This is a genomic window from Arcticibacterium sp. (genome assembly GCF_055134445.1).
In genome coordinates this window covers 17,289-30,774 of the sequence record NZ_JBSRVI010000082.1, presented here as the reverse complement: position 1 = coordinate 30,774, position 13,486 = coordinate 17,289, and the positions used below count along the sequence as shown (strand labels likewise).

7 protein-coding genes are annotated in these 13,486 nt (G+C 37.3%); all 7 read left to right on the top strand.

The window, feature by feature from the left end; translation table 11 throughout:
* The first annotated feature begins 69 nt into the window (after positions 1–69).
* The 7 genes from ACTBZY_RS10455 to ACTBZY_RS10425 all read left to right on the top strand — a co-directional run bounded on the left by ACTBZY_RS10455 (position 70) and on the right by ACTBZY_RS10425 (position 13,415).
* Positions 70–3,411 (top strand): TonB-dependent receptor, encoded by a 3,342-nt coding sequence (locus tag ACTBZY_RS10455; protein ID WP_463046280.1) that lies wholly within the window; start codon positions 70–72, stop codon positions 3,409–3,411.
* 18 nt (positions 3,412–3,429) lie between these two features.
* Positions 3,430–5,298 (top strand): RagB/SusD family nutrient uptake outer membrane protein, encoded by a 1,869-nt coding sequence (locus tag ACTBZY_RS10450; protein WP_463046279.1) that lies wholly within the window; start codon positions 3,430–3,432, stop codon positions 5,296–5,298.
* Positions 5,299–5,437: 139 nt separating this feature from the next.
* Positions 5,438–6,808, top strand: coding sequence for a 3-keto-disaccharide hydrolase (locus ACTBZY_RS10445; protein WP_463046278.1), 1,371 nt, complete (start codon positions 5,438–5,440; stop codon positions 6,806–6,808).
* A gap of 41 nt (positions 6,809–6,849) precedes the next feature.
* Complete coding sequence (locus ACTBZY_RS10440; protein ID WP_463046277.1) at positions 6,850–8,556, top strand: hypothetical protein; 1,707 nt, start codon at positions 6,850–6,852, stop codon at positions 8,554–8,556.
* Between the two features lie 157 nt (positions 8,557–8,713).
* Complete coding sequence (locus ACTBZY_RS10435) at positions 8,714–10,225, top strand: sulfatase family protein (RefSeq protein ID WP_463046276.1); 1,512 nt, start codon at positions 8,714–8,716, stop codon at positions 10,223–10,225.
* A 50-nt stretch (positions 10,226–10,275) separates the two neighbouring features.
* The gene (locus tag ACTBZY_RS10430) at positions 10,276–11,874 is read left to right on the top strand and encodes a hypothetical protein (RefSeq protein ID WP_463046275.1); all 1,599 of its coding nucleotides are present in this window, start codon (positions 10,276–10,278) and stop codon (positions 11,872–11,874) included.
* Complete coding sequence (locus tag ACTBZY_RS10425; protein ID WP_463046274.1) at positions 11,871–13,415, top strand: hypothetical protein; 1,545 nt, start codon at positions 11,871–11,873, stop codon at positions 13,413–13,415. The genes ACTBZY_RS10430 and ACTBZY_RS10425 overlap by 4 nt, the downstream gene beginning before the upstream one ends.
* Positions 13,416–13,486 lie beyond the last annotated feature (71 nt).

Here is a 13,486-nt window from a genome sequence, read left to right as displayed (position 1 = left end):
ATGAAATTTATATATAATACTCAATTTTTTGTAACTCTTAATACCTAAACGAATTAATCTCTTACCATTATGAAAATAAAACGACTACATTATCAGAAGGATAGGTCTAACCTCTTGCAGTTTTTTTTATCCTTTTTATTTATTTCAATAACTTTTGCAGGGGTCACATTTGCAAAAGATGGCAATGCTCAAGAAATTCTCGACAAACAAATTAGCCTAAATGTCGCTGAGCAACCTTTTAAGAAAGTTTTGAACGAGATTGAAAAATCTGCAGGCATAAAGTTCATTTATAGTTCCAGTCTAATTAAGGCAGATCGTAGAGTAAGTTTAAAGGTAGCAAACTCAAAATTGAGTGATGTTTTAAAAAACTTACTAAACCCACTTCAATTGGAGTATAAGGTTTTAGGGAATCAAATAGTATTAAAAAGAGTTGAAAACAAAATTGGCTCTATCGATCATGAAAACACTCAAATTACAACTCCAATTATATTGGAAAAACGGATAGGAGGGAACGTAAAGGATGATCAAGGAGAGACTATTGTAGGAGCCAGTGTAACCATAAAAGGTACTTATTTAGGTACTACTACTGACGTAAATGGTAATTTTTCTTTAAATGTTCCAAATGATAAAAATGTTATAGTTTTTAGCTTTGTAGGCTATGAATCTCAAGATGTTTCTATTGGGAATCAAACTAACTTCAACATCATCCTAAAGTCTGATATGAGCCTGTTGGAAGAAGTCGTGGTGGTTGGCTATGGCGAACAAAGAAAGAGCGACTTAACTGGAGCGGTTGCCTCTATTCAAACAAAAGATATCATTAGAGCCAATCCAACCCTTGCAGCTAAAGCCATTCAAGGTCAAATTGCGGGTGTTACTGTTACCAAGTCTGACAACCGCCCTGGTAGTGGTTATAATATCACGATTAGAGGAGAGAATACCATTAATAATTCTACAGCTCCCTTAGTCGTAATTGACGGACTGATGGGTGGAGATATGAATAATCTTAATCCTAACGACATTCAATCAATGGATGTATTAAAAGATGCGTCATCTACAGCTATTTATGGTGCAAGAGGAGCAAATGGTGTCATTATTATCACCACAAAAAAAGGTATTTCGGGTAAGCCACGAGTTAGTTATGACTCTTATGTTGGCGTTAAATCTCCTGCTCACTTACCAGAATTGATGGATGCACAGCAATTTTATAAATTGGCATATACCGATAGAGTTTTAGAGGGTGTTGTTGGGGCAACTTTTACGGCTTCCGAATTGGATATCATAAACAACAATAAATCTACAGACTGGGTAGATTTAGTGACAAATCCAGCTACACAAACAAGCCAAAATATAAGTGTTTCTGGCGGAAATGAAAAAACAACCTATCGATTTTCTGGTGGTTTCCTACGTGAAGATGGTAATGTATTAAGTACAGATTATAAGCGTTATAACTTAAATGCTGGCCTTGACAGTAAATTGGGAGAACATTTTAAAGTAGGATTTACCTCATATGTAACTTATTCTGACCAAAATTTGGGCTCGCAAGAATCGTTAAGAGGTGCTTATAGGGCTAGACCAACGGGTGTTCCGTATTATGCTGATATCGCAAATCCATCAGAAAATGCTGATTTGAATGTCAATGGTGTAGCCGTCTGGATGGGCATAAATGATAAACAAGTGCCCAACCCACTATTGGATACTGACCCTGAGCATTCAAAATTGCAGTCGACTAATGCAAATATAATGAGCAACGCTTATGTAGAATATTCGCCGATTAAAGGATTAAGTTTTAGGTCATCTTTATCAGCCACGTATGGTACTACAAGAGCAGGTGACCTTAGAGGGCAATGGTCAAAATCTCAAATTGGAAAACTCCCAAGAGTTCAATATGATAACCGTATTATTGGAAGTTATACCCTTGATAATATTGTAAACTATAATAAGGATTTAGGTAAGCATAAAATTGGTATAACAGGATTACAAAGTGCTTTTTATCAACGAAATGAAACTTATACTATTTCTGCTCAAAACCTCCCATATAGCTCAGATTGGTATGCTTTGAATACTGGAGCAATTACCAATTTTGGAAGTAGCCTTGTAGAGCGTTCAATTTCCTCTTATATGGGTAGATTGAATTACTCTTATGCAGATAAATATTTATTAACTGTGACTGGACGTTCCGATGGGGCTTCTCAATTAGCTGCCGGAAACAAATGGGCATTCTTCCCATCCGTGGCATTGGCATGGCGATTGATTGATGAATCATTTTTAGAAAGTGTTAACATGCTCTCTAACTTGAAGTTAAGAGTGAGTTATGGCCAAGTGGGTAACTCAGGAGTAGCACCTTATAGCACTCAAGCGGGTCTTTTAAATACGGCTTATGATTTCGACGGTTCTGCAGCTTATGGTTTTGCTCCATCAAATTTGGCGAATAAGGATCTGCGTTGGGAAAGAAGTAAAGAATTAAATTTTGGTTTGGATTTCGGTGTTTACAGAAACAGAATTTCAGGTTCTATAGAAGTGTATGACAGAAAAACAGTTGACTTGATCTTAAATCAGAAGATTCCAACAGCATCAGGTTTTTCTCAAGTGACTTCAAATGTTGGTAAAATTCAAAACAAAGGCGTAGAGATTTTATTAAACACAGTGAATGTGGCCAAAAGTAATTTTACTTGGAACACTACTTTAACTTTCACTAAAAACAATAATAAGTTACTCGAATTATATGGCGATGGCCAGTTGGTTGATAAAGGAAATAAACTATTTGTTGGATATCCAATTAGAGCAAATTTTGATTACGAGTTTGACGGAATCTGGCAAACTTCAGAAAAAGAGGCAGCCCTTGTATACAAACAAGTGCCGGGTTCAGTAAAGGTGGTAGATCAAAACAACGATGGTCTGATTTCAACTACTGAGGGTATTGACGATAGAGTATATTTAGGCTCACAACTCCCTAATTACCTAATGGGTATGACCAATAGATTCAAATATAAAAACTTTGATTTTTCGTTTTTTGCCTATTACAGAAATGGCACTCAGTATAAGAACAATACGCTCGCAGGAACTTTTGGAGAATTAGGGACACGATATAACAGTCTTGCTTCATTAGATTATTGGAGGAGCGATAACCCTTCGAATACCTATTATGGTGCAACAGTAGCAAATCCATATCGTGCGGCGATTCAATACGAAGATGCTAGTTTTCTTAGAATTTCAGACATTACCTTAGGTTATACCCTGCCAATAGGATTTATGGAAAAAATGAAACTTTCTAATGGTCGCATTTATGCACAAGCTATCAATCCGATAATCATGTCGAAATTCACTGGATTTGATCCGGAGTTTAACTCAGCAATTTATCAGGATGATGTTCCATCTATGACAATGAGTATTGGCGTAAACGTAAGTTTTTAATTTTTAAAATTTAATAAAATGAAATCAATAATATTCAAACGATATAGTCTTTGGCTTGTAACAATTTTATTTGTTACATTATCAAGCTGTAAGGAAGAATTCTTAGATGAAATTCCTAAGTCAACTTTAACCACCGATATTTATTACAACACAGAGGCTGGTTTTGAAGATTTGATAAAGTCGTGTTATCCGATCTTAAGAAACTTGCATCAAGGCAGTGGTAGATTATTAGCGTTACAAGGAACAGATATTTTCACGTCTGCACTTGGTTGGAATCCATCGGCAGTGACTGGAAAAGAGAACACTCCGAGCTCTTGGGATGTGTATGATAGCCGTTATAATGCTAATAATGGAGATATTCAGGGATTTTGGACGATGATTTATGCAGAAATCGCAAGAACAAATACTGCTATTAGCCGTGCTAGTAATGTCACCACCATGGCAGCAGGATTGAAGGATGTTAGGGTTTCGGAGGCTAAATTTTTGAGAGCTTTATGTTTGTTTTATGCCGTTCAGCAATGGGGCGATATTCCTATGCCACTTGCAGAAGTTACATCTCCAAGCAAAGATTTCCCAAGAGTACCTGCAGCAAACGTGTATAAGCAAATAATTAGCGATTTGTTAGAATGTGAAGCCAAATTGCCTGTTACGGCAACCAATTATGGTAGAGTAACTAAAGGTGCGGCTCAGTTTTTATTAGCAAGAGTCTATTTAACCAGGGGTTGGAACTTTAACAATTCCTTGGGAGGTACAAGTGCGGACTTTGACCTGGCTTTACAATATGCCGATAAGGTGATTGAGAGCTATCCATTGGCGGCCAATTACAGTGATTTATTTCCTAAAAGGTCAAATAATCCTTTAACACAATACACCGGTGCACAAAATGATAAAAATGCTGAAATTGTCTTTGCCGTTCAATATAACGCTGACGTATTAACCAATAAAACAGATGCTGCATTTGTTCAAACTATTGAGGGTGGTAATGATTTGCACTCGAGATTTGGACCAAGTGGAGAAGGGTATCCTGGCACTAAAGGAAGAACACCTGATTATAATCGTAGTTTAGGTATATTTCATGTAACTCCAGCAGGCTATCGCTTTTTTGACCCAGAAAATGATACAAGATATGCCCATAATTTTGTGCATGTTGGGTATGCACTTCTGGCTGTTAAAGATTACAAACCACTACCTATTTCTAATCCAGATTTGAGAGTTAGTTATAATGTGGGTGATACTGTGATAGCTTCAAGACCATGGAATAGACCGGCTCTTAAATTAGAAGAGAGAGGCGTAGATTTAGGAGGTAAGAAAAATTATTCTGTAATCAATACGGATGAGTTTGGAGGAGGCTATCCTATTGATAACTCTGGATTACCAATTGCTCCAGCCTTAATGTGGAAGTTCTGGCAACCTGGAATTCCTTACGGTGATGGCTATGGTACCTTCAATGAAGCAATTTTCCGTTCGGCAGAGGCTTATTTGATTGCTGCTGAAGCAATCGTAAAAGGTGCAAAAGGTGGTAAACTAGGTACCGCTGATGTTTATTATAATAAAGTGCTTGATCGTGCTTTGGGTGCTAAAAAAGGAACAGAGCCTTTGGCAGCAGCAGCTCCTGGGGATCAAAAATCTTTAAGTACTGCTTCTTATAGAGCAACATTGTCTAATATTTCTGTGGATTTAATTTTAGATGAAAGAGCCAGAGAGCTATTTGGTGAATTTAACAGATGGTTTGATTTAAAACGTACTGGTAAATTGGTTGAGCGTGTGAAAAAGTATAATCCTTGGACAAAAGGACAGTCCATTTCTGATGTTCATAACTTAAAACCTATTCCCCAGGGAGAGATAGATTTGTCATTTCCTAAAATGACGCAAAATTCAGGTTATTAAGTCAAGACTAAAAGAGAGGAAGAAGATTCTTCCTCTCTTTTTTTAATTCTTCTTTAAATCTAAAAACTAACCTTGTTTAATTAATCAGGAAGTGCTCCTGATCAATTAAAAATTTAGGTACCCTAGCTGAAAATATAACGTGAAAAAATATCCTATTATAGTGATACTGGCTATGCTTTGTAGCAATATCACCACGCATGCTCAATGGAAAAACCTGTTCAATGGGACAGATTTAAAAGGTTTTGTAAAGCGAAATGGCACTGCCGATTATAAAGTAATAGACCACACAATAGTTGGAATTTCCCAATTGAATACCCCGAATTCATTTTTATGTACCGAAGCAGAATACGGTGATTTTGTATTAGAACTAGAGGTCAAAATAGAAAGGGGTCTCAATTCTGGTATTCAAATTAGAAGCATAAGCGACCCAAATGTGATGGCTGGAAAAGTACATGGCTATCAGGTTGAGATTGAATCTGGCGATAGAGCGTGGAGTGGTGGTATCTTTGACGAAGGGCGTACGGGATGGCTATACCCATTATCCATTAATCAAAAAGGACGACAAGCATTCAAGAAAGGAGAATGGAATAAATACCATATAGAAGCCACAGGTCAAAGTATTAAAACTTGGGTAAATGGCGTTCCTTGTGCTAATCTTATAGATCCGCAAACGGCTAGAGGTTTTATTGCATTTCAAGTGCACGCCATTAAGAAACCCGAACAAGTTGGCTTAACTGTACAATGGAAAAACATCAGAATTGCTACCGAAAATCTTGATAAGGTTAGGATAAAAGACGGTGAGCAAGCTCAGGAAGTAAGTTATTTGCATAATCAACTTTCTGAAAATGAGATAAAAAATGGCTGGAAATTACTCTGGGATGGCAAAACTTCTGCCGGTTGGAAAATAGCCAATGGCAATGCTTTTCCGAAGGATGGTTGGAGCATGGAAGATGGCGTTTTGACCGTTTTAGGTTCAAAAAAAGACGCTGTTCGTAAGGGTGGTGATATAGAAACGGTCGAGGAATTTTCAAATTTTGAGCTCGAAATGGATTTCAAAGTGTCCACAGGTGGAAATAGCGGCTTAAAATACTTTGTAGTAGATGATCCAAATAAAAAACCAGGAACGGGTTTAGGCCCTGAATTTCAAATCTTAGATGATAAAGTGCATCCTGATGCCAAAGAAGGTGTAAATGGCAACCGCACCACAGGCTCTCTTTACGACCTTATTACAGCAGAAAATCTATCAGAAAATGATAGCAATAAGCGGATTCACGGGCCAGATAAATGGAACAGATTACGCTTGGTTGTAAAAGATGGTCAAGTGGAACATTGGGTCAATAACCTTAAGATGGTGGAGTACGACCGTCATTCACAGATTTTCAGAAACCTGATACTAAAGAGTAAGTACAGTAAATATCCCGATTTTGCTCAAGCACCATCGGGTCATTTATTGCTGCAAGACCATGGCGATGAAGTACACTTTAGAAGTATCAAAATTAGAGCCTTATAATTATTTCTTAAATTGAAATAAAAAAACTTATCAACCTTAAAATGAAAAGAAGAGAATTTGTATCCATAAGCACATTATCATTGGGTATGTTACCAATTTTAGGTTTTGCGAACAGTAGCGACAGAGCAGAAAACAAACCAAAATGGATAGTTGATTTGATAAAACTCAATGATACATCCATCACCGATTTATTGAAATATCAAATTCTAGATAAAAAATCAAAACACCATGGCGGGCTAAAAGATGGCGAGGATATTCCAAATCCTCATTCTACAAATGCACTCATTTCTCGTGGGATAATTGGTTTTACTAATTTAGAATCATCCTTTTATAAGTCAGCAGATTTAAAGACTAAAATGATTTTGGCAGCAAAATATTTGCGACAAATTCAACATGCCGATGGAACCATCGACCTTTTAAGTACTAATTTTCATTCTACGCCTGATACAGGATTTATCGTAGAAAGGGTTACCACAAGTTGTGAATTATTAAAACAAGCCAACATTAAAGAATCGGACGAGCTTTTTGCAGAGTTAAAAGCCTTTTTATTAGCAGCAGGTGAAGCCCTAAGTATCGGTGGTATTCACACGCCAAATCATCGATGGGTAGTCGCAGCCGCTTTAACGAAAATCAATAACCTTTGGCCAAATCCAAAATATATTAATCGTGCTGAACAATGGCTGGCCGAAAATATTGATTTAGATTCTGATGGTCAGTACACCGAAAAAAGTACAGGTGTTTATTCATCGGTTGTCAACAAAGCACTGATAGCCGTTGCCAACGGTCTTAATAAGCCTGAATTGTTAGATTTTGTGCGAAAAAATCTGAAAATGACCATGTATTTTGTTCATCCAAATGGCGAAGTCGTTACCGACGCATCAAACAGACAAGACAAGGGGGGGGTAAGTACATTTGAGAACTACTATTATGCCTATAGATTCATGGCCATTTTGGATCATAATCCTGAATTTGCAGCCATGTGTCAAATGATAGAGAAAAATTATTTTAAAAAAACTATCGGAGATTTAGATCATTTTTTAGAGGAAAAATTTCTTTGGAAAAACCTACCTGAGGTAAGGCCGTTTGAAACAAGTTATGCCAAGTTGTTCCCTTATTCCAAATTAGCTCGCATTCGACGTGATTCTTGGGATGCAACATTGCTTATCAATAATCCGAACTTTCTGACTTTTCATAAAAACAATGCTATTTTACAAGGAATGCGTATCAATGCTTCCTTCTTTGGCAAAGGTCAATTTCAATCCCCAACTATTTCTCAAGAAGGTGATATATGGGTAATGACTAATAAGTTGGAGGGGCCATATTTTCAACCGGTAAGTAAAGATAAAATTGACCCTAAAGGAGATTGGGGAAATATGCCAAAAAGTATTCGCCGCCAAAGTGAGGTACAATATTTAGAATCTACCATTAGCATCAAAGAAATATCAGGCGGCTTAGAAGTTGAATTTGATCTACACGGGACAGATGGGGTACCTGTTTCATTGGAATTGATATTCAGAGCTGGCGGTGAATTAACAGGCGTTCAGCAATCTGCAAAAGAGCCAAATGCCTACTTACTCAGTGAAAATCAAGCAACATATACGCTTGGAAATGATAGTATAAAATTTGGGCCGGGTAAATTAGAGCATAAAGGCTTGCATTTAAGAGGGGGCTTGCCAGGAGATCCTAGTTCTCCTTCGGTTTATTTGACTGGTTTTACACCATTTAAGCACGTAATCACTTTGAAATAAGCGAAGCTTAAATTTTGATATTTATTGAACAGACTTAAATGAAGAGGGATTTTTTTTGATTTTACAATGACAGTAAGCCCTCGTCATAAAGGAAGTTTCAGTTTGTATCAGAACCATTTACTTTGACACAGTTACATTTCTTAAATGCGAAAATCGTATGAAAAAAACCAATTTTATAGTGCTCTATTTTATGCTAATGGTGTCAAATGCCATCGGCCAAAAACGCCCAAATGTTATTTATATCCTTGCCGATGATTTAGGTATCGGCGATGTGTCATGCTATAATCCTAAAGGTAAAATCATGACACCCAATATAGATAAATTGGCTCATGAGGGTGTTCGGTTTACAGATGCTCACACTACGTCATCGGTTTGTACACCCACCCGATATGGCATTATGACTGGCCGTTACAATTGGCGTACTACCATGAAAAGGGGCGTTTTACATGGTTATGATACACCTTTGATTGATCCCAAAAGAGAAACCGTGGCCTCATTTATGAAGAAACAGGGCTACGAAACGGGTATTGTAGGTAAATGGCATTTAGGCTGGAATTGGTCGGGTGTCGAAGGTGGTGAAAAAAATGTTGATTTCTCAAAACCGGTGGAAAATGGCCCCAATAGTCTTGGCTTTAATTACTCCTTTTGCATACCGGCTTCCTTGGATATGCCTCCATATGCTTATGTTGAAAACGGAAGCTGCACCACTGTTCCAAAAGACACTTGTTTGGCAAGAAATGGGATAGCATTGTATCGTGCCGGTATAGAAGCACCTGATTTTAAGCCCGAAGAAGTTCTAGGGAAATTTACGGAAAAAGCCCTCAGTTTTATCAATCAAAATGCGAACAAGGAGCAACCATTTTTCTTGTATTTTCCTTTGGCAGCACCTCATACGCCTATTTTGCCTCTTGGTGAGTTTGTAGGAAAAAGCGGTGTTTCACCCTACGGAGACTTTGTTTTAATGGTAGATGATGTGGTAAGACAAGTAGTAGAAACCTTGAAAGCTAAAGGGATATACGAAAATACCCTAATTGTTTTTGCTTCTGATAATGGTTTTGCCCCTGCAGCAAATACTCAGGCTCAGCTCGAAAAAGGGCATTACCCGTCCATTGACTTCCGCGGCTATAAAACAGATATTTATGAAGGAGGGCATCATGTGCCATTTATTGTTTCTGGGGGATATACTGCTCAAAAGCAAAAAATCAGTAATCAGTTTGTATGCACGACAGATTTATTTCGGACGCTTTCAGAACTCACTAAAACACCACTAAACGACTATACCGCTGAAGATAGTTATAGTTTCTTGTCTGAGGTAACAGGCAAAAAAACAAAGTATCCAAAACGTGAGGCCATTATTCATCATTCGTCAAACGGCTTTTTTGCCATACGACAAGATAACTGGAAATTGATTATGTGTTCACATTCGGGTGGAAATGGGTTTCCCAAAGAAATAAGCGAAGAAGCAAAAGCGATGCCTCCCATTCAGTTGTATGATTTATCAAAAGACATAGCCGAAACTCAAAATGTATATGATAAAAACCCTGCAGTCGTAAAGGAATTGACAGATTTGCTGACAAAATACCTCAAAAATGGACGCAGTACAGTTGGCAAAAATCAAACGAATGATGGGCCTAGTCATTGGAGTCAATTAACTTGGCTGAAGCAATGAATGAATTAAATTGTAAAAAATATCAAAAGATACTAACACTGATTTTAATCATGTTTGGTATCTCAACCTCTCTTTTAGCTCAAAGGCGATTTGAAAGGCCTGCCTTAAAAAAAAGCAATATTGAAGTGCCACATACAAGAACAATTCAATGGTCTGAAAAATCGGCTCTGTCGGATTCCATTATATCAACTTGGGCAAACTTAAACCTTAATCAAGGCGATGAAAAAGTAAAAAATCCGCGAGTTTTGATGGCTAAACTATGGATGAAAAAAGACCTTGAAGAAGTCAATAATACCATCCTAAATACAACAGTAAGGGGCGTCTCAGGAAGCAAATGGAAATTGAATCCAAAGGGAGACTATGATTTTACGGAAACCGTTTTGATTACTATTTTATATCTTTTTGGTGACAAGCCAGATATTCTTTTTCCTGAGACAACGGAATATTTGGTAAATACCTTGCTCATTGATGAAGGCCATAAATTCAGATATTATACGCTTGGTACGCTCAAACTTATACGTGAAACGGAAAATCACATTTTAATGACAGAGGGTTCCAGATATTTGAAAAACAAATGGTTAATGAGCCATGGCAGCCAAAACCCGATCTATGACAACACTAAAAATGGCATGGAAAGCAGAATTTTGAAATTCTTGGTCGAAATGCAAATGGCTGGTCTTTATGAATTTAATTCTTTGCCCTATAGTGGTTATACAATTACAGCATTGCTCAATTTGGAAGCTTTTGGGTCAGAAAAAGTTAGAACAGAAGCTCGCAATACGCTTGACTATATGGGCTGGTGTTTTGCTCTTGGAAGCTACCAATACAAGTATTTTCCGCCTATGCGACGTAGAATTGATAAGGCTAAATTTAAAGAATTGACTACGGATTATCATTCAATCTTTATGCAAACTTGGATGAGCTTTGGTCCAAACGCAAAAGTTGATTATAACCAAAAAATCAAGAGCGTTCATGCTCTAATGGCTTCAACTATGCCATATCGTCCTACGGACAAGGTTGCCAAAATGCTGCTTGAAAAGGAAAATGGTTATTTCGTAAAACTAGGACATGGAAAAAAATCTTGTCCCGAAATTTACACCGCTGGCAAGCACTTTTTACTTTCGGCAGGAGGGGGCAATCAAGGGAAATATTCACAGATTCTGCCTCGGCCTACCATGCTTTTTTTAGACGACAATGCAAAAATGGTCAATGATGCCTTTCATCTTTTTGGTCCAACAAACGATTTCTACAAATGGAATAATACGGGAGTTTACGAAAACTTTGCTTGTGCGGCAGGGAAAGTTTTTGTTCCAGAAGGTTTTCAACCTATTGTACAAAATGCCATTTGGTCAATTTATGATACTAAAAATCAAGTACAAATAGCCGTTCATTCTTCCCTAAATCTAGGAATTGTGCTAGTTTTTGAAAATGAAAATTCAAAAGAACTTGCTCAAAAACTATTAGACTTAAACCCCAATGCTGAAAATCTGAAAACAAAAATTCATTTACCAAACGGCTCGCAAATAGATTATGACGTACTTGCTCCCAAGGATAAGTGGGTTATTAAATCAGTTGACGGAAATGCTGTAAACAGGAATTTTGGGAGATGGGCATTAATCGATGGAGCATTAAAAAATAAAACATTATGAATAAATTACTAATTATTACGCTCTTAGTTTTCACTTTCTTACAACCCGTTCTGGCCCAAAAACAAGAACTGATTTCAAAGCAATATAGCTACAAAACGCTTTCGTCCTATCAAAAATCTTTGCTGGAAGATATGATAGCCTTAGATTATTCCAAAGGTGCTGAAATTACAACATCATTGTCGGATGGTGCAAGCTTGAGAAGTATTACCCGTTTGGCAGAAGCACTTCTTTTTAGAAATCAAAATGATGACACTGAAAATGCGATAACGATTATCAAATGGATTCTGAAATATCAGTATCAGGATGAAAAAAGTCCCTATTATGGCATGTGGCAAACAAACGCCATCAATGATCGATTAGACCAAAATTGGAGGGAATTTATCGGTTGTGATTTGATTGTTATCTACCATCATTACAAAAATATTTTGCCTTCAGAAGTAGTAAAGGACATCGAAGTTGGCTTGGTTCATGCGGCCAAAGGAGCAATGAAAAGGGATGTTACACCGTTTTATAGTAACATTTCCATTATGAGTGCTTTTTTAATGGAATATGTGGGTACCGCTTTTAAAAATGAAGCATTAAGAGTTGCAGGACTTAAAAAAGCGAAAGATATTTTTGCTTTGCATCAATCTCATAACTCTTTTAGTGAGTACAATTCTCCGACTTACTATGGTGTGACGCTCATCGGAATTGCGATGTGGCGAGAGTTGGCTTTTTCTGATGAAATGAAAACGATGGGAAAAACCCTTGAAAAGGCACTTTGGCATGAAACAGCTACGCTTTACAATGCTAATTTACAAAATATTGTCGGTCCGTATTTCAGGGCTTATGGAATGGATATGCAGAAACACAATGCCATCATCGGACTGTGGATTGCGATTGCATTGGATGATAAAAAACGCTCACCCATTCCAGGGAAAAATGGAGAAAAGAATGGAGAAATGAGTAATCTAGCTACCATTTTCCATCTTGGGCTTTCGGTGTCCAAATCCGATTTAGCAGAATTTAAGTCCTTTTCAAAACCGCGATATGTTTCAAAAATTGTTCCTAGTAACTATATAGGTGATTCACTCAAAAAGGCGACGCATTTTATAGAAAAAGACTGGATGATGGGTGGATTATGGGGCAACAGAAGAAAGTGGGCTCAAATAAAAACAGGTACCATGCATTGGAAAGCCGAAGATGGAAGCATTGGCTGGTTATTGATTCCAGGCAATGGTCAAACTAATGTCCAGGTAAATGAGAAACAAATGGGTGTTTATTTGGCAGACAAAAACACCACAGAAATAGAACTGTTTGTCTATGCTAATAAAATTTCGACGAGCGATTTTTCAGATAAATCTTGGAAACCTTCAGGCATCAGTTTAGGCATTAATACGAGTCTAAAGAGTACTTTTGCCGAAGCCACCAAATCGGAGCTCCTGAAACTATCCATAGAGAATTCAAAGGAATATCCATTTATTATGCGTGTGGTTTATGAAGTGCCAAGTGATTGGGATCTAGATAAACCTTTATTGGAAATTGTACCTAAGAAACAATAGAAACTGACTTCGAGACAGAGCTTTAGTTGTTTTTTTCCAAGCATTCCGCATCATGGAGCCATGATTTGTAC